General features: G+C 71.3%; 17 protein-coding genes. 7 read left to right on the top strand and 10 right to left on the bottom strand.

All coding sequences use genetic code 11. The annotated features are described in order from the left end of the window. The first annotated feature begins 2 nt into the window (after positions 1 to 2). Both HNP84_RS29710 and HNP84_RS29705 read left to right on the top strand, forming a co-directional pair. Positions 3 to 521: a GNAT family N-acetyltransferase gene (locus HNP84_RS29710; protein ID WP_185053244.1), complete on the top strand. Its 519-nt coding sequence runs from the start codon at positions 3 to 5 to the stop codon at positions 519 to 521. Positions 522 to 1,274: 753 nt separating this feature from the next. After that, positions 1,275 to 3,158, top strand: a complete 1,884-nt coding sequence (locus HNP84_RS29705; protein WP_246518916.1) for a tetratricopeptide repeat protein — start codon at positions 1,275 to 1,277, stop codon at positions 3,156 to 3,158. A 193-nt stretch (positions 3,159 to 3,351) separates the two neighbouring features. Here the strand turns inward: HNP84_RS29705 and HNP84_RS29700 are convergent, their stop codons facing one another. The 3 genes from HNP84_RS29700 to HNP84_RS29690 are packed head-to-tail and all read right to left on the bottom strand — an operon-like array spanning position 3,352 to position 5,386. After that, positions 3,352 to 3,813 carry an NUDIX hydrolase gene (locus HNP84_RS29700; protein WP_185053243.1) on the bottom strand — a complete coding sequence of 154 codons (462 nt, stop codon included), beginning with the start codon at positions 3,811 to 3,813 and terminating at the stop codon, positions 3,352 to 3,354. 8 nt (positions 3,814 to 3,821) lie between these two features. Next, positions 3,822 to 4,454, bottom strand: coding sequence for a DUF47 domain-containing protein (locus HNP84_RS29695; RefSeq protein WP_185053242.1), 633 nt, complete (start codon positions 4,452 to 4,454; stop codon positions 3,822 to 3,824). Further along, positions 4,451 to 5,386: an inorganic phosphate transporter gene (locus tag HNP84_RS29690; RefSeq protein ID WP_185053241.1), complete on the bottom strand. Its 936-nt coding sequence runs from the start codon at positions 5,384 to 5,386 to the stop codon at positions 4,451 to 4,453. Before HNP84_RS29690 ends, HNP84_RS29695 begins: the two co-directional genes overlap by 4 nt. Before the next feature lie 174 nt (positions 5,387 to 5,560). Between HNP84_RS29690 and purU the strand changes: the two genes are divergently transcribed. Further along, entirely contained in the window at positions 5,561 to 6,409 is an 849-nt protein-coding gene (gene purU, locus HNP84_RS29685) for a formyltetrahydrofolate deformylase (RefSeq protein WP_185053240.1), read from the top strand. Between the two features lie 133 nt (positions 6,410 to 6,542). On the opposite strand, the gene HNP84_RS29680 is transcribed toward purU, so the two are convergent. From HNP84_RS29680 to HNP84_RS29670, 3 genes are read right to left on the bottom strand one after another with little or no spacing between them, the layout of a single operon-like run. Further along, the gene (locus HNP84_RS29680; RefSeq protein WP_185053239.1) at positions 6,543 to 7,115 is read right to left on the bottom strand and encodes a TIGR03086 family metal-binding protein; all 573 of its coding nucleotides are present in this window, start codon (positions 7,113 to 7,115) and stop codon (positions 6,543 to 6,545) included. Beyond that, positions 7,102 to 7,584, bottom strand: coding sequence for an SRPBCC family protein (locus HNP84_RS29675; protein ID WP_185053238.1), 483 nt, complete (start codon positions 7,582 to 7,584; stop codon positions 7,102 to 7,104). Before HNP84_RS29675 ends, HNP84_RS29680 begins: the two co-directional genes overlap by 14 nt. Further along, positions 7,517 to 7,912 (bottom strand): ArsR/SmtB family transcription factor, encoded by a 396-nt coding sequence (locus HNP84_RS29670; protein ID WP_185053237.1) that lies wholly within the window; start codon positions 7,910 to 7,912, stop codon positions 7,517 to 7,519. Before HNP84_RS29670 ends, HNP84_RS29675 begins: the two co-directional genes overlap by 68 nt. Before the next feature lie 817 nt (positions 7,913 to 8,729). Here HNP84_RS29670 and HNP84_RS29665 point away from each other — a divergent pair. Further along, positions 8,730 to 9,380, top strand: a complete 651-nt coding sequence (locus HNP84_RS29665) for a DUF433 domain-containing protein (RefSeq protein ID WP_185053236.1) — start codon at positions 8,730 to 8,732, stop codon at positions 9,378 to 9,380. After that, entirely contained in the window at positions 9,361 to 9,810 is a 450-nt protein-coding gene (locus HNP84_RS29660) for a PIN-like domain-containing protein (protein WP_185053235.1), read from the top strand. The genes HNP84_RS29665 and HNP84_RS29660 overlap by 20 nt, the downstream gene beginning before the upstream one ends. A gap of 460 nt (positions 9,811 to 10,270) precedes the next feature. On the opposite strand, the gene HNP84_RS29655 is transcribed toward HNP84_RS29660, so the two are convergent. Beyond that, positions 10,271 to 12,337 (bottom strand): prolyl oligopeptidase family serine peptidase, encoded by a 2,067-nt coding sequence (locus HNP84_RS29655; RefSeq protein ID WP_185053234.1) that lies wholly within the window; start codon positions 12,335 to 12,337, stop codon positions 10,271 to 10,273. Between the two features lie 365 nt (positions 12,338 to 12,702). On the opposite strand from HNP84_RS29655, the gene HNP84_RS29650 reads away from it, so the two are divergent. Continuing rightward, the gene (locus tag HNP84_RS29650; protein WP_185053233.1) at positions 12,703 to 13,212 is read left to right on the top strand and encodes an HNH endonuclease; all 510 of its coding nucleotides are present in this window, start codon (positions 12,703 to 12,705) and stop codon (positions 13,210 to 13,212) included. A 299-nt stretch (positions 13,213 to 13,511) separates the two neighbouring features. Continuing rightward, positions 13,512 to 13,724 (top strand): FmdB family zinc ribbon protein, encoded by a 213-nt coding sequence (locus tag HNP84_RS29645; RefSeq protein ID WP_185053232.1) that lies wholly within the window; start codon positions 13,512 to 13,514, stop codon positions 13,722 to 13,724. A 27-nt stretch (positions 13,725 to 13,751) separates the two neighbouring features. On the opposite strand, the gene HNP84_RS55330 is transcribed toward HNP84_RS29645, so the two are convergent. The 3 genes from HNP84_RS55330 to ilvD all read right to left on the bottom strand — a co-directional run bounded on the left by HNP84_RS55330 (position 13,752) and on the right by ilvD (position 17,370). Beyond that, complete coding sequence (locus HNP84_RS55330; RefSeq protein WP_185053231.1) at positions 13,752 to 14,636, bottom strand: serine hydrolase; 885 nt, start codon at positions 14,634 to 14,636, stop codon at positions 13,752 to 13,754. Positions 14,637 to 14,704: 68 nt separating this feature from the next. Beyond that, on the bottom strand, positions 14,705 to 15,196 hold the full coding sequence (locus tag HNP84_RS29635) for a helix-turn-helix transcriptional regulator (RefSeq protein ID WP_185053230.1): 492 nt from the start codon (positions 15,194 to 15,196) through the stop codon (positions 14,705 to 14,707). A gap of 335 nt (positions 15,197 to 15,531) precedes the next feature. Beyond that, positions 15,532 to 17,370, bottom strand: coding sequence for a dihydroxy-acid dehydratase (gene ilvD, locus HNP84_RS29630; RefSeq protein WP_185053229.1), 1,839 nt, complete (start codon positions 17,368 to 17,370; stop codon positions 15,532 to 15,534). Positions 17,371 to 17,445: the final 75 nt, after the last annotated feature.

Below are 17,445 nucleotides of genomic sequence, written 5' to 3'. Positions count from 1 at the left end.
GCATGACCTTGACGATCAGGCGCTACCGCTGGTCTGACCTCGAAGCCGTGTGTGCCCTGCACCAGATCTGCATGGCCCAGGTGGGCCTGGCCTCGGGCGACGGGGTGTACTACGACGACGACTTCCCCCGCATCCACGAGATCTACCTGGCCGACCGGGGCGAGTTCCTGGTCGGCGAGGTCCCCGGCGCCACCGGCCGGCGCCTCGTGGCCATGGGCGGCCTACGCCGGATCGACGACGAGGCGGCCGAGATGTGCCGCCTGCGGGTCCACCCCGAGTACCAGCGCCGCGGCTTCGGTGAGCTGATGCTGCGCACCCTGGAGTCCAGCGCCCTGTCCCTCGGCTACCGGGTCGTACGCGGCGACACCACGCTCAACCAGCGCGCCGCCCTCAGCCTGTACCACAAGTACGGCTGGCGCGAGACCCGCCGCACCGAGGTGGGCGGCCTGACCGTCATCTACGTCGAAAAACCCCTGGTCCCCGACCAGACCCACCAAATCACCTCCCCCAACCCCCTCTGACCACCGGCCCTCACCCGGCCACCGGCATCCCGCCGACGCGGCCACCTGCAACCCGCCGCCCACGGCACGTGCGGCATCCCGCCACGCACGCGCGGTGCTCCGCCATGTGCGCTGCCGCGCCGCCCACGCGCCCCTGCGGAAACGCGACGCCCTCCCGCCGCCTCCTCCCCGACGGCGACAGACCCTAGGCCGTCTCGTGTGACGCGGCCTGCTGGTTCCGGGCGGCCGTACGGCCGGGTCGCCGTAGCCTGCCGATCACGTCACGTATCGGGTTTCGGTCCTTCGCCTCGCCGTGGTCCCAGGTTCCTCCCTTGCATCAGGTCTGAACCCCACCCCCTATGACAAGCCGTTTCGCAGGTCGAATCTCGTTCGGTAAGACGGTGAGTCCGGAGGGTATCGGGCTAATTTCGGGGAAATGGCGATCGGGGGTAGGGGATGGTGTCGAAGCAAGTAAGGATGATTCTCGCTAGAACGCTTGTGGATTTCCGCTTTGCCCGAATAATTGAAGCCTAAGTCGAGTTTGAGGGGAGACATGAAGAAAATCATCGTGCGCAAGCCGGGTCTCGCCAAGCTCACCGGTAACGCCAGCGTCATCCACAAGGGGTGATAGACCACTCCTGCCACTTGTGGCTCCGGGGTGCGCTCTCTCGTGACAGGGCGGGGGAGCGCGCCTCGTGGGGGCCGCTCCCATTGATCGCGCCCGTGGTGAACGCGCATCGGCGAGTGCGCGGGCCCTATGCGGTGGGGAGCGCGTTGCTGCGTGCGCTCGTGCCGGGCGCGCTGGCGCGCCATCCCGGCGAGGTGGCCGCCCGGCATATCGAGATTCGCAGTGTCGCGCCCGATCTGCGGGAGCTGGTGCCGGTCCCGGATGAGACGCTTGACGCGCGCCTGGCCGAGGACGAGCGCATTCTCGTGCCCGCGCCCCGCCGCTCGCTGCGCCTCGCCAACGGGATCACCGAGTTCGTACGCGCCTGCGCCCCGCGCCGCTCCGTACTGGTCGTGGAGAACGTGCACGAGGCCGACGCCACCGACCGCGAGCTGCTGATCGTGCTGGCCCGCCGCATCGACCCGGAACTGCTGACCGTCGTGGCCTGTGCCGGCGGGCCCGCGCCCGAGGCGTTCCGGGGCCGTACCGCGTACGCCCCGCCTGTCCCGGAGCCCGATCTCGCCTTCGGCGCCGAGGCCGCGCGCGCGTACGTGGACAGCGACGGGTCCGAGGACGACCCGCGGATCGTGGCCGCGTACGAGGCGCTGGACCCGGGGGAGCGGGCGGCGCTGCACGACCGGCGCGCCGAGGAGCTGATCCGGAACGGCGAGCCGGGGGCGGAGCTGGGCGCGATCCCGTACCACCGCGAGCACGGCGGCGACCCGGGCGGCGCCGGGGCCGCCGCGCTGTGGGCGGCGGTGGACCACTGCGTGACCGAGGGGTTCCTCGACGCGGTCGCCGACCTGGGCATGCGCGGGCTGGCCGTCGTCGCGGAGGACTCGGACCTGTGGTGGCGGTTCCTCCAGCGCACGGCGACCGCGATGGCGGGGCTGGGCCGGCACGACGAGGCGTGGCGGCTGTGGAACCGGGCCAGGCGGGTCAGCACCAAGCCGGCCGTGCACGCGGCGGCGGCGTACGGCAGCGCGATGCTGGACGCCCGGCATCCCGACCCGGCGCAGCGTGACCTGGACCGGGCGATGGGCTGGATCAACACGGCCATCGCGATCTCCACGCTGCTGCCCGACCGCGCCGACCGGGCGTTCAAGCTGGGCTTCGACCGCAACGGGCGGGCGCTGATCGAACTGCGCCTCGGCCGTCCGGAGGCGGCGCTGGAGCTGGTGGAGTCGGCGATCGACCTCGCCGTGCGCGACCTGCCACCCGGCCGCCACCTCCAGCACCGCATGGTGCTGCTCGCCAACCGGGCCCAGCTCCTGGCCGGGCGCGGGCAGACCAAGGAGGCCCTGGAGGACTACAACGCGGCCATCGCGCTCGACCCGGCCTTCCCCGACTACTACCTCGAACGGGGCAACCTGCTGTTCCGGCTGGGAATGCTCGACGGCGCCCTGAACGACTACGAGGCCGCGATCCGGCTGAGCCCGCCCCTGCCGGAGGCGTACTACAACCGGGCCGAGCTGCGCATCGCGCTCGGCGAGCAGGACGCCGCGCTCGCCGATCTCGGCCGGGTGATCGAGCTGGACCCGGGCTACCTCGACGCCTACATCAACCGGGCCGGCCTGTGGGCGATGGCCGGGCGGCCGGCCGAGGCGCGGGCGGACGTCACCGCCGGGTTCGCCATCGACCCCCGCAACGCCCACCTGTGGTCGGTGCTGGGCCAGGTGGAGACCGCCGAGGGCAACCACGAGGAGGCCGAACGGGCCTTCGGCGAGGCCCTGCGCGCCGATCCCGGGCTCGGCACGGCCTGGGCCAACCGCGGCATCCTGCGCTTCGAGGCGGGCGACGCCGCGGGCGCGGTGGCGGATCTCAGCCGCGCCATCGAGCTGGCGGACGCCGAGGAGCGCGCGGGCCTGCTGTTCAACCGGGCCACGGCCCTGCGCGCCCTGGGCCGGGAGCAGGAGGCGGCGGCCGACCTGCGCCTCGCCTTCGACCTCGACCCCGAGGACCCGGACATCCGCGAGGCCCTCGGCCGCTGACGCCCGCACCCGGCGTCCGGGCGACGCCGGGTGCAGATTTGTCCCCCGAGTGGATGAAAATCCTCCCTCCGCAGCGGGAGGAGGTCTTTGGCGGCCGGGTGGAGGATTTTCCCCCGAAGATTTCTCCCGGAGGGTAGGTGGAAAATTCGCTCCCCTTCGGTAGAGATTCTTGCTACTCGGAGGGAAAATCCTCCTACTGCTTCATGAGCGTTTCGATGATGCGGATCAGGTCCGGCGGTTCCAGGGCGTCGGGGAGGGCCGCAATCTCGGCCAGGCTGAGCCAGGCATGGCCGAGATAGGTGTCGATCTCACCGTCGGTGAAGGCCATCGGGGTCACCTCGGGCGCGCCGGGGAAGCGGGCGACGTAGAACGGCTCGGTCCTGACGTAGCGGCGGCCGCGCCAGCGGGTGTCGCGCGGCACCGGGATCCACAGATCCTCGCGTACGGCGTCGCCGGGAAGGCCCGTCTCCTCGTGCAGCTCGCGGCGGGCGGCCTCCAGCGGGGTCTCGCCGGGATCGATGCCGCCGCCCGGCGGCTCCCACTGGGTGCGGCCGTCCACGGGGTCGCGCCAGTGCAGCAGCAGGACCCGGCCCTCGCCGTCGAAGCAGATCACCCGCGCCGCCGGGCGCTCGGTCGGCTTGTCACTCTGATCCACGTCACTCCTCACCGTTTCATGGCCCCGTCGGCGATGGCGTCGGCCGCGTCGCTGATCGCGACCGCCACGATCTCCAGCCGGCGTACCAGCTCGCGTTCCTTCATCGCCTGCGACGTCACCTCGTCGGCGAAGATACGGGCGATCTCGTACTGGTACATCCGCTGGATGTTGCCGCCGATCTTCTTCGCCTCCAGCGCGTCGTGCCCGGCCGCGCTCGCGCTCGCGGCCAGGTCGCGTACGGAGGTCTCCAGGGCCTCGATTCCGGTGATGATCTGGTCGAGCATCGGGGCGAAGCGGCGCTGGCCGGGCACACGGTACAGGTACGACTCGCGGACGAAGTCGCGCAGGGAGTCCAGGATGTCATCGATCGAGCGGGACAGGCGGAACAGGTCCTCACGGTCGATGGGTGTGACCAGCGCGCCGGACAGCTCCCCGACGAGCCGCGCCCGCCACTGGTCGCCCCGGTGCTCGATGACGCGCATCTTCTCGTGCGCGCTCGTCCGGTCCACCTCGCCGCCGATCATCGCCATGGCGAGCCAGGCGCCGTCTCGGGTCGCCGAGAGCTGGCCGAGCAGCGCGTCGGTCAGGGCGGGGTCCATCCGGCCGTTCATCATGCTCAGCACGCGCCGCAGTCGCTTCACGCGGCCACCCCCTTCACCACGAGGGCCGCCACCCCTGCGAGCAGGCCGCTCACCGGCAGCGTCACCATCCAGGCTATGACGATTTTCATCGCCGCCTGCCAGCGCACCCGGCGGCTGCTTTCGAACACACCGGCGCCGATCATGCCGCCGGCGATGGCCTGGGTCATGCTGACCGGCGCGCCCGCCGCCGCGCAGCCGATCACGGTCGCGCCGCTGGCCAGCTCGGCGGAGACCGAGTGCAGGGGGCGGGAGGCGAGCAGTTCCCGGATCAGCGTGCGGCCCGCGCGCGGCAGGCCGTACAGGGCGCCGAGGCCGAACAGCACCGCGGTCAGCGCGCAGATCTCCGGCGGCGCGCCGGAGAAGCCGAGCGCGACCATGAACACCGCGAGCATCTTCTGCCCGTCGTTGGCCGCGTAGGCCAGGCACTGGACCGCGAACCCGGCACGGTGCCAGCCCGGCAGCGCCCGGGTGGTGGTCAGGGTGACCAGCAGGCCGCTGGTCACCGTGGCGACGAACGCGCCGGCGAACGGCGCGGCCAGCCCGACCACCAGCACGAACGCCACCGCGCCCGGCGAGATCGGCAGCCCGAAGCCGAGCCCGGCGCCGGTGACCGCGCCGACGATGGCCAGCGTGAGGCTGGTGGGCCGGCCGCGCACGCTCAGCGCGATCACCACCGTCAGGGCGGCCACGACCGCGACGATCATGGCAAGCCGGCCCAGCGTGCCGGTGAGCGGGGTCAGCCGGGTGGTGAACGTCAGCGCGACCCGGGAGGTGATCATGGGCACGACCGCGACCGCCAGCATCAGCGCGAGCAGCCCGAACAGGGGCCGTACGCTCGGCACCTTCAGGCCCGTCCCCAGGACGGCGCCGCCGTCGTTGATGCCGGTGACGAAGGCGAACAGGCATGCGAGCGTCACCAGCGTGGTGGTCATGCATCGCAGCTCTGCCCGGATAGAGATGATTTATGCAGAAATATCTACCCAGGGTGGTCCCGGTGACCGCCGGGCCGGTGTGACCGCTGAGGCAGTTGCGGCGATCAGGGAACCGGCGGGTCGCCCGGCCATGTACCCTGCGCTGTGCGTGCGCGAAACGAATGGAGCCCACAGGTGAGTGCGGAGTACGTCCTGACGCTGTCCTGCCCGGATCGGCCGGGCGTGGTCGCGGCCGTCTCGGGGCTGCTGGCGGCACGAGGGTGCAACATCACCGAGAGCCAGCAGTTCGGCGACCGGGTCGCCGAGCGCTTCTTCATGCGGGTGCAGTTCCTCTCCGACCTGCCCGCCGACGAGCTGCACGCGGCGTTCGCGGCGCTGGCGCCCGACTTCGGCATGGAGTTCAAACTCCGCGACCTGGCCGTACGCCCCCGGGTGCTGGTCATGGTGAGCAAGCTCGGCCACTGCCTGAACGACCTGCTGTTCCGCGTACGCTCCGGCCTGCTCGACATCGAGATCGTCGCGGTGGCGTCCAACCATCCCGATCTGCGCCCGCTGACGCAGTCGTACGGGATCGACTACCACCACCTGCCGGTCACGCCCGAGACCAAGCCCCGGCAGGAGGCCGAGGTGCTCACCCTGGTCGAGCACTACCAGGCCGACCTGGTGGTGCTCGCCCGCTACATGCAGGTGCTCTCGGAGGACCTGTGCGGCAAGCTGGCCGGCCGGGTGATCAACATCCACCACTCGTTCCTGCCGTCGTTCAAGGGCGCCAAGCCCTACCACCAGGCGTTCTCCCGCGGCGTGAAGCTGATCGGCGCCACCGCGCACTACGTGACCCCGGTGCTCGACGAGGGCCCGATCATCGAGCAGGAGGTCGCCCGGGTCAACCACACCCACTCACCCGAAGACCTCGCCGCCATCGGCCGCGACCTGGAGTGCCAGGCACTGGCCCGCGCCGTCCGCTGGCACGCCGAACAGCGCATCCTGCTGGACGGCCACAAGACCATCATCTTCCCCCGCTGAAAGGCCCGAGGGGCCCGGGCAGGGCCGGGGCTGACGGCTGACGGCTCGGACTCGCGCGCCCAACACGGGATGGAAGGCCGGCGGTCGCCGCCCCTTCCACCCCGCGTTCACCAGAACCGCGGTGTGCTGCGGCTCACCGCCCCGGCCAGAACGGGTCGCGGCCGATGAAACCCAGCAGTCTGGTCTGGGCGTCCGAACCGTCGGGCACCTCGACCCGGGCGCCGTACTGGCCCGAAGAGCGGAGGACCTGCTCCATCTGCTCCATCCCGCCGAGGAGCTGGGCGCAGAAGTCAGGGTCCAGCCGGTCGTCCTGGCCGGTGGCCCGGGAAAGATCCCAGGTGTGCATGAACACGTCGGCGGTGTAGAACCGGTCGATCGCGGTCGCCAGAGGCAGGCGGCCGATGTGCGGGTTGGTGAGCTCCCGGTGCGCCGTCTCCGGATCGTCCAGCACCGCCTGCACGCCGTCGCAGTGAACCTGCCACGCGCTGACCGGGTTCTCGTCCACCGACGGCCCGCGGGGCAGTTCGATGCCGGCGCTGGAGGCGAGAAACCCGGGGAACCACTCGGTCAGGTGCCGCACGACGTCGCGGGCGGCCCAGCCGGCGACCGGGGACGGCGCGTCCCAGGATCGGGTGCCGCGGACCCGGTCGGTGAACAGCCCGGCGACCTGCCGGTGCCGCTCGGCCGGGTGGTCAGACAGCGCCATCGGCGATCAGCCTTTCCAGCTTCGCGTACCCGTCGTTGACACCGACCTCCATACCGCTGCGCAGCCACGCGTCGCGGCTTTCGAAGCTGTCCACCAGCGACTGCGTCCGCAGCCGCGTACGGCCGTCGCCCAGGTCCTCGAACCACATCGTCTCCAGCGCGACCCCGTCGGGATCGCCGTCGAACGTGAAGGTCTGCACGATACGGTCCGGCCGTACCTCGTGGAAACAGCCGTGGAACCCGTACTCCGTGCCTTCGTGCACCGAGACGTACCGCCAACTGCCGCCGGTGGACGCGTCCCAGCGCTCGATCCGCGTGGACGTGCCGTCGGGACCAACCCACTGGGCGAACAGCGCGGGATCGGTGTGGGCGCGGAAGAGTTGCTCGGGCGTCGCCGCGAAGTCACGGGCCGTCCGGATGACCGGCACCTTCGGGTCGGCTTCGATGACCGTCTCTGTGATCTTGTTCATGTTCGTCTCCGTTCATCGCCGCGAGGACGGCGTCAAGTCGTCGGTAGCGCTGCTCGGCCCGGCTCCGGTAGCGCTCGATCCAGGTGTCCATCAGGTCGAGGGCCTGGATCTCCAGGCGCACGGACCGTGGCTGCGGCCCTGGCGGCCGGCTGACGATCCCGGCCTCCTCAAGCACCCGCAAGTGCTTGTAGACGGCCTGCAACGACATCCGGTACGGCTCGGCGAGCTGGCTCACGGTCGCATCGCCCTCCGAGAGCCGGGCCACCATGTCCCGCCGCGTCGGGTCCGCGAGGGCGGCGAAGACTCGGGACAGCGCGTCCGGTGTCATCCATCCCCCTCTTTTCAACTCCTTGGTTGAAACGACTCTAGAACGCGGCCTGCCCATCCGTCAACCATCTGGTTGAAAGCCCTGCTCAGAGTTGGTACGACCCCGACCTCAGACCCAGGCGGGAACATTCGAAGCGCCCCTCGGCCCGCACCGCCAAGGTCCACGCCCCGCCGGCTCGGGCCACCCCAGGGCTGAAAAGGTCCTCGCCCGTGGCGCTCCGCGCGTCCGGCGCTGTGCGCGGCTCGGGCAGTGCTCAAAGGTCCTCGCCCGTGGCGCTCCGCGCGGCTCGGGCAGCGCCCATCGGGGGGCACGGCCCCCCGAACCCCCGGCCACGAGGGGCAAGCCCCTCGTGGCTCCCCGCTGGCGCCCACGTCACCCAAGACCGCCCGTTTGCCCCCAGAGCGGCCATCCTCCCGGCATCATGACCGAAATCACCAACGTCGCCAGGAAGTGTCCGGGTCACGGCGGATCTTCCTCAAGGGATGGGGGAGGTGGATGCCGGGACCAGCGGAAACGCGAGGCCCTCCCGCCACCTTCTCCCGAACGGGGACGCATCCGGACACATCTGGACAAATCCCGTTGTCCAGGGTGTCCCGTTGCCCGGGGTGGAAGGGCGATGTGCTGCGGCCTTCGAGGGGTGAAGCGCACAGCCTGATGGCCGTGCGCATGGGGATCAACCCGCTCGTTCCGCCCCTTCTGGAATGTGTCGAGTTCGCCGCGGTCCGGCATCTGAATTGGAGCGAGTAATGACGCGTGGAGGACGTGGATGTCTGGGACAATGACCATGGACAGGTGAGGGTGGGGGAGGTGAAGCGGGGTGTCCTACAGTCCGAAGCTGGCGGCGGCGTTGTCGGGGGCTACCCTTCGCCAGCTCGCCCATTGGCGCAAGGCCACCGAGCGCGGCGCCGTACTGGTGCCAGAGATCTCCGCGACCCGGCCGGTGCTCTACTCCTTCCGCGACCTGATCGCGCTGCGTACCTGTGTGAAACTCCGCAACGACGCCTCGCTGCAGAAGATCCGCAGGGCGCTCGACACCCTCCGCGACGACTTGCGTGAACGCGAGCACTTGTCGGCCTACCGATTGGCGGCCAACGGCTCGACCATCTACCTCATCGAGCCTGATCAGGCGACCGACCTCGTCCACCGCAGGGGCAACCTGGTCATCCACGAGCTGGTGGACGTGCTGCGCCCGTTCTACCGCGATGGCCGGCACATCCCGGATCTGCTGCGGCCCCGTGAGCATGTCACGATCGATCCGGGGGTGCGGGGTGGCATGCCGGTGATCGAGGGCACCCGCGTGCCGTACGACGAAGTGGCGGCGCTGCTGCGAGATGGGGTTCCACCAGAGCGGATCGGCGATTACTACCCGAGCGTGAGTGCCATGGCCGCACTGGATGCCGCCGATTTCGCTGATTACGTCGACAGTTACGAGCCCCCCAGGGAACAGCGTGAGGCCGCTGCTGGATGAGAACGTCCCCCGCCCGCTGCACCAGGCGCTGACCGCCTTCATCCTGAACCACGAGATCGTCCACTTGCTGGATCTGCCAGGCTGGTCGGGCACCCGCGACGAAAGCCTTTACCCGCAGGCTGCGGCCGAAGGCTTCCACATCGTGCTCACCAACGACGGGCGTCAGATGCAGCGTCCTCGTGAGGTGGCGGCTGTCGCCGCCTCGCGGGTGCATCGAATCGAGTACTCGCACAAGCATCCCGGCTTGGCCGGTATCGGGATCGCGATCGCGACGGTCGCCGCAGGGCTGCCGAGCGCCTTGGCGCTGCTGGAGGAGGCCGACGGGCAGCGGCTGATCATGTTGCGGGGCGTGGATCCGACGGTGGGAAGCCGCATACGGGTGTGCGATCCTGCGATATCGCCGCCGAAATTCTGGCCTGTGGCCCGTTAGCCGCCTGTGGTGTGGTGGTGCTACCCGATTGGGATCAGGGGTTCGGGTGGGCGTCGGCCGCTGGGGCGCATGTGCGGATGCTGAGAGCCCGCGCGCGTGGGGGTGTGTGCTCGGGAGCGAGTGGGCGATCTCCGGTAAGGGTGGGCGCCAGCGGGGAGCCACGAGGGGCTTGCCCCTCGTGACCGGGGGTTCGGGGGGCCGTGCCCCCCGATGAGCACAGCCCGAGCCGCGCGGAGCGCCGGACGCGCGAAGCGCCCCGGGCGAGGACCTTTTGGCCGTGGCGCTGCCTGAGCCGCACGTAGGGCCGGACGCGCGAAGCGCCGTGGGCAAGGCCCTTTTGGCCGTGGCGCTGCCTGAGCCGCACGTAGGGCCGGACGCGCGAAGCGGCCCGGGCGAGGACCTTTTGGGCCTGGCGGTGAGGACCTTGGGCCGGCAGATCGGGAGGGATCTGCCGGCTGGGTCACTCGCCGAGGCCGGTGTGGTCGGCCAGGAAGCTGAGCTGGTCGGCGGCCAGGTCTACCGACTTGCTCACGGCGCGGGCGCCGTGGCCGACCTCGGTTTCGTTGCGCAGGAGGATCGGGCGGTCGGCGGACTGGGCGTGCTGGAGGGCCGCGCACATCTTCCAGGCGTGCAGCGGGTGCACGCGGGTGTCGGACTGGAACACCGAGAACAGGGTGGCCGGGTAGGCGACGCCTTCGCGGACGTGGTGGTAGGGCGAGTAGGCGTGGAGCCAGGCGAACTCCTCGGGGACCTCGGCGGAGCCGTACTCGACGTTCCAGGTGGCGCCCAGGCCGAACTTCTCGTAGCGGATCATGTCGAGCAGGGGGGCGCTGCAGACCACCGCGGCGTACAGGTCGGGGCGCTGGGTCAGGGCCGCGCCGACGAGGAGGCCGCCGTTGGAGCCGCCGGAGATGCCGAGCATCTCGGGGGTGGTGACGCCGGTGGCGATGAGGTGCTCGGCCGCGGCGTGGAAGTCGTCGAAGACGTTCTGCTTGTTGGCGAGCATGCCCGCGCGGTGCCACTGCTCGCCCTCCTCGCCGCCGCCGCGGAGCTGGGCGATGGCGTAGACGCCCCCTGCCTCCACCCAGGTGAGGATCGAGGCGGAGTAGCCGGGCGTCATCGAGATGCCGAAGCCGCCGTAGCCGTACAGGATGGTGGGGCGGGGGCCCTCGGCGCCGGGGCGGGAGATGACCAGCATGCGCACCTCGGTGCCGTCGGCGGAGCGGTAGACCACCTGCTCGGTGTCGACCGCGGGCACCTCGACCGCGCCGGGGGAGGCCGCCCACAGGGTGGTCTCGCCGGTGCGGGCGTCGTAGCGCTGGATGGAGGGCGGGGTGGTGTTGTCGGTGTAGCCGAACCACGCCTCGTGGCCGCCGTCGGGATGCTCGACGATGCCGCCGATCGTGCCCAGGCCGGGCGTGGGCACCTCGCCGATGCGCTCGCCGGTGACGAGGTCGTGCACGGTGATCTCGCTGATCGCGTGCCGGGTCCAGCCGACGAGCATGACGGGACGGTCGAGGTCGTCGAGGATCGCGAAGTCGGACAGCACCGCCTCGGGGTCCTCGGGGATCAGGTCGCGCCAGTGCTCGTAGCCCGGCTGGGCCGGGTCGGTCACGCACACGCGCGCCCTGGGCGCGTCGCGGTCGGTGAAGACGTAGAGCCGGCCGTCGCGGCCGAAGCTCAGCGAGGTCTGGGCATCGACGTCCTGCTGCACGGTGACCAGCTCGGGCCGCTCCGGGTCGCAGGCCGACAGGTCGGCCACCCACAGGTCGTTGCGCGGCGCGGTGCCGCGCGAGGCCGAGATCGTCAGCCAGCGGCCGTCGCGGGAGACCGACACGCCGTAGTAGTTGGTCTTCTCCAGGCCCTCGCCGAAGATCAGCACATCGTCGTCTTCGGCGGAGGCGCCCACCCGGTGCAGGTAGACACGACGGTGGAACTGCTCCTCGCCCTCGGGCACCTCGCCCGGGGGCAGCCGGCGCACGTAGTAGAACGCCTCGCCGCCCGGCAGCCACGCGATCGGCGAGTAGCGGCAGCGGTCGATCGGCCCTTCGACCACCTCGCCGGTGGCGACGTCGAGGACGTGGAGCTTGGACTCCTCGTCGCCCCCCACCGAGATCTGGTACGCCAGCCGGCGGCCCTCTTTGTCGGGCTGCCACGAGTCGAGCGTGGTGAGCCCGGACGGGTCGAGCCGCATCGGGTCGATCAGCGCGCGCTCGGAGCCGCCGGGATCGACCGTGTAGAGCACCGCGTGCTCCTCGTCGGGGGTGCGGCGCATGAAGAACTGGCGCTCACCGCGCCACACCGGCGGCCCGATCGTGCCGGACCGCAACAGCTCGGCGATCCGCTCCTTGAATTTCGGTCGGCGGCGGAGCGCCGAGTCGAGCAGAGCGCTCTGGGCGGCCAGCCACTCCTTGGTGGCCGGATCGTCCGGATCCTCCAGCCACCGGTACGGATCGGGGACCGCCGTGCCGTGCAGGTTGTCAAGAACCTCGTCACGGCGGGCCGGCGGGTAAGGCAGTCGCGTCATGGCTGGAACCCTACATTTTCGCGGGGCCGTACGAGGAGTCGGCGGGGCGCCTGTGGACAGCGGTTTTCCGGCCTGTGGACGAGGCGAGTAAACGGGGTTGTCGAACGGAGTAAACAGCGCCCAGGACGGGGATAACAGGCACAGGCGTCTCTCGCGTCATTCCGGCCCGGCGTTATGGGGTGGCGGGAGAGCGGAGTCGAAGGCCAGACTGGTGGAGGACGGTGCCGTGGTGACCATCCGTTGGGCCGTCCGGCGGAGGTCCCTGTGACGGAAGCGAACGGGCCCCAAGAGAGCGGGCCACAACAACCCCGGTCGCGCCCCGGCGCGGCCGCCGACATTTCGCGTACTGCGGGAGAGGCCCGCTGATGCGCCAGGTTCTGCTGCTCAATGCCACCTTCGAACCCCTGACCACCCTCTCCCTGCATCGGGCCGTCGTGCTCGTGCTCAGGGAGAAGGCCGACGTCATCCACCGTGACGGGCGTGGCGCGGTGCTGCGCTCCGCCAGCCGCACCCTGGATGTGCCGTCGGTCATCAGGCTCAGGAGATATGTCCGTATCCCCTACCGGTCTCGGATCCCCCTCACGCGCGCGGCGCTGATGCGGCGCGACGACTACCGCTGCGCGTACTGCGGGCAGCGGGCCGAGACCATCGACCATGTCATCCCGCGATCCCGGGGCGGCACGCACACGTGGGAGAACTGCGTGGCCTCCTGCATGGCGTGCAACCACCGCAAGGCCGACAAGTTGCTGGAGGAGCTGGGGTGGGCGCTGCGCGTCGCCCCGGTGGTGCCACGAGGCGCCCATTGGCGGCTCATCGGCGCGCAGCTCGTCGGCGACCCGCAGTGGGCGCCCTACCTCGCGGAGACCGCGGCCTAGCCTCGTCAGCCCGACCGCGGACGAGTGACCGCCGCGGGCGCCGGACCCGTCCGGAGCCCGCGGCGGTTCCCTTATGCGTGCCTCTGTCTGTGGTGTGTCTCTGTCTGTGGCGTGTCTCTGTCTGTGGCGTGTCCCTGTCTGTGGCGTGCCCACTGCCTATGCGTGCCTCTCCCCGATGCGTGCCTCTCCCCGATGCGTGCCTCTCCCTTGTGCGCGCCGGCGCTGCCCTTGTGCTCGCCCAGAGCTTTGCCGGGCCCGCACCCCGTTTTGACCCGGTGCGGGATGCGTATCCTTCTGTCATGCCGCGTTACGAGTTCCGGTGCCGCGCGTGCGGCCACACCTTCGAGCTGACCCGTCCCATGGCCCAGGCCGACGCGCCGGCCACCTGCCCCGCGGGGCACGACGACACCGTCAAGCTCCTGTCCACGGTCGCGGTGACCGGCGGCGCGAGCGCGAAGGCCCCCGCGGGCGGGGGCGGCGGCGGGTGCTGCGGGGGCGGCTGCTGCGGCTGAGCGCCGAGTCCGCGGCGCGGGGCCGGGTCAGGGGCCGCGTACGGCGCGGGCGGTCAGGCGGGCCAGTTCCTGGACGGTCGCGATGCCGGTGGCCAGGTCGGGATTGCGCTCGGATAGCACGGCGATCAGCAGGTCGTGCCGGTCGCCGCGCAGGCGGCCGATGCTGTTGACGGTCCACAGGCCGCCGTGCGCCTCGGCCGGCAGCCACCCGTTCTTCAGCGCCACCTTCTCGCCGGGGCCCGCCGCCGCGCTCACGCCCCACGCCTGCTCGCCGGCGACCGAGGACATCAGGCGCAGCGCGTACCGGCGGCCGGCCCTGCCGATGGGGCTCGCGGGGCTGGTCAGCGTCTCCAGCACCCTGATCTGGGCGGCCGGGGTGCTCGTGCTCATCCCCGAGTGCGGATCGACCGGCCGCAGCCCGATGACGCCGAGGGATCGCAGCGCGCCGCGCAGGCCCTCGCGCCCGCCGATCTCGGCGTAGAGCGAGCGCGCGGCGTCGTTGTCGCTCACGGTGATCATCCGGTCGGCCAGCTCGCGCTCCTCGGTGGTGAGAAGGCGCCCTCGCTCCTGCGCCCGCAGCAGCAGCGCGGCCAGGATGTCCACCTTGGCCACGCTGGCGAGCATGATCGGCGGGCGCTGGTGGTAGCCGAAGCGGACCCCCGTCACCCGGTCGTACACCGCCAGGGCCGCGCGTCCGGGGCGGTCGGCGAGGTAGGAGTCCAGGGCCCGGACCAGCCGCCGCCGTGCGGCCTCGTCGAATCCAGGGGTCGGCCGGGGGTTCACGGCGGGCGCCCACCGGCTCACGACGACGGGCTGGGGCGGCGTGGGCGCGGGGCCCGCGGCGCCGCCGCAGACCGTCAGTGGGAGCGCCGCGCACAGGGCGAGACGCACACCCCTGATCCGAACCCCCATGTGGGGACTGTGCCATGGTCCGTGGTGGAAAGTCCGGATCGAGGGGTCAGTGTCGTGTCAATCGTCGCTTACGCGGCCTTGCGGCGCTGGAACGGCAGGAAGCGCTCGGCGAGGTGCGGCCGGGCGGGGATCATGGTCGGCTCGACCGCGATGATCCGGTCGAACCGGAAGGCCCGGATCGCGCGGCGCATGCGGCACATGCCCACGAGATACCAGTACTCGCGGTGGACCAGGCAGGTCACCGGATCGACCTCGCGGGCGGTGATCCGGCCGCCCGCGTCGCGGTAGTGCAGGCGGATCACCAGACGGTCGGTGATCGCGTCGGCGATGACCCGGGCCCGGGTCGCGACGTCGGCGGGGAGCGGGGTGGTCAGGGTGGCGAGGGTGGTGGCGATGACGTCGTCGTCGAGCTCCAGGTGCTCGAACGCGTGGCGCAGGCCGCGCCGTGCGGTGACGGACTGGGGTCCCGCGCCGAGGTGGGCGAGGGAGAGGGCGAGAGCGGCGATCTCGGCGGTCGTCAGCGAGCGGGTGGGGGCGGCAGGCGTGATGACGTTAGCCATACCTTGATTTTACCTGTGGATGCCGACAATTTTTAGAACACATCGTCGATCTCCGGCTCACCGGTGGGGTGTCACCGGGGGAGGTGGGTGGGGCAGGCGGGCACCGATCGCCGCCCGCCGGTGGAGCGCCGGCGAGTCGGTGTGACTGGGTGGGGTGGCGGGCGCCGGCCGCCGCCCGCCGGTGGAGTGTGGGGGTGCCGGTGTGACCGGGGGAGGTGTGTGGGGTGGGCGGGCGTCGATCCCCGCCCGCCGGTGGAGCGGCGGCCGGCCGGTGTGATCGGGTGGGGTGGCGGGCGTTGGTCGACGCCCGCCGGTGGAGTGTCGGTGAGCCGGTGTCAGCGGGAGAGCTGGGTGAGGTCGCGGGAGGCGCCCGTGCTGGCGGAGGTGGTCAGGGCCGCGTACGCCTGAAGGGCCGCGCTCACCGGGCGGTGGCGCTCGCGCGGGCGGAAGCCGCCCAGCTCGGCCAGCAGGCGCTCGCGGCGGGCCGCCAGCTCGCTCTCGGCGACCTTGAGCACCATCGACCGGCCCGGGATGTCGATCTCGATGATGTCGCCGTCCTCGACCAGCGCGATCAGGCCGCCCTCGGCCGCCTCGGGAGAGGCGTGGCCGATGGACAGACCGGACGTGCCGCCGGAGAAGCGGCCGTCGGTGACCAGCGCGCACACCTTGCCCAGGCCCTTGCCCTTGAGGAACGAGGTCGGGTAGAGCATCTCCTGCATGCCGGGGCCGCCCTTGGGGCCCTCGTAGCGGATCACGACCACGTCGCCGGCCTTGACGCGGTTGTTCAGGATGCCCTCGACCGCGTCCTCCTGCGACTCGAACACCACCGCGGGGCCGGAGAAGCGCCAGATCGACTCATCGACGCCCGCCGTCTTGACCACCGCGCCATCGAGGGCGAGGTTGCCGTAGAGCACCGCCAGGCCGCCGTCGCGGGTGTAGGCGTGCTCCAGGTCGCGCACGCACCCCTCCTCGCGGTCCAGGTCCAGCGACTCCCAGCGGGCGTCCTGCGAGTACGCCTTGACCGTACGCACGTTGCCGGGGGCCGCGTGCCACAGCTCCAGTGCCTCGGGCAGCACGGTCGGCGACTTCGGGTCCCACGAGGAGATGTACTCGCCCAGCGTGGCGGAGTGGATCGTGGGCACGTCGCGGTGCAGCAGCCCGGCCCGGTCCAGCTCGCCCAGGATGGCCGGGATGCCGCCCGCCCGGTGGACGTCCTCCACGTGGTACTTCGCCGTGGCCGGGGCCACCTTGCACAGGCACGGCACCCGCAGCGACAGCTCGTTGATCTCCTTGAGGCCGAAGTCGACGCCCGCCTCGCGGGCCGCGGCCAGCAGGTGCAGGATCGTGTTGGTCGAGCCGCCCATCGCGACGTCCAGCGCCATGGCGTTCTCGAAGGCGTCGCGGGTGGCGATCGAGCGCGGCAGCACGCTCTCGTCGTCCTGCTCGTAGTAGCGCCTGGCCAGCTCCACGACGGTGTGCCCGGCCTTCTCGAACAGGCCGCGCCGCGCGACGTGGGTGGCCAGGGTGGTGCCGTTGCCCGGCAGCGCCAGCCCGATCGCCTCGGCCAGGCAGTTCATCGAGTTGGCGGTGAACATGCCGCTGCACGAGCCGCAGGTGGGGCAGGCGCTCTCTTCCATCTGCAGCAGGTCGGCGTCGGAGACGCTGTCGTCGGCGGAGGCGATCATCGGGTCGATGAGGTCGAGCTTGCGCCCGCCCGACTTGCCGGCCTCCATCGGGCCGCCGGAGACGAACACCGTGGGGATGTTGAGCCGGAACGCGGCCAGCAGCATGCCCGGGGTGATCTTGTCGCAGTTGGAGACGCAGATGAGCGCGTCGGCGCAGTGGGCGTTGACCATGTACTCCACGGCGTCGGCGATCAGCTCGCGGCTGGGCAGGGAGTACAGCATGCCGCCGTGGCCCATCGCGATGCCGTCGTCGACCGCGATGGTGTTGAACTCGCGCGGGATCGCCCCCGCCTCACGCACCGCCGCGGCCACCACGTCGCCGACCTCGCGCAGGTGCACGTGGCCCGGCACGAACTGGGTGAAGCTGTTGGCCACGGCGACGATCGGCTTGCCGAAGTCGCTGCCGGCTACACCGGTCGCCCGGAGCAGGGCCCGGGCTCCGGCCATGTTCCTGCCGTGAGTGACCGTACGAGACCTGAGGGCGGGCATGACGCGTTCTCCCATCGAAGACCGGCAGTCCTGCGGGCGCAGGCGAGTCTTTCCATGGTACGGCCGCCCGCCCGG

The organism is Thermocatellispora tengchongensis (assembly GCF_014202315.1).
GTDB classification, from domain to species: Bacteria; Actinomycetota; Actinomycetes; order Streptosporangiales; family Streptosporangiaceae; genus Thermocatellispora; species Thermocatellispora tengchongensis.
Note: the sequence above shows the minus strand (reverse complement) of the source record. Positions and strands in the feature narration are given on the sequence as shown.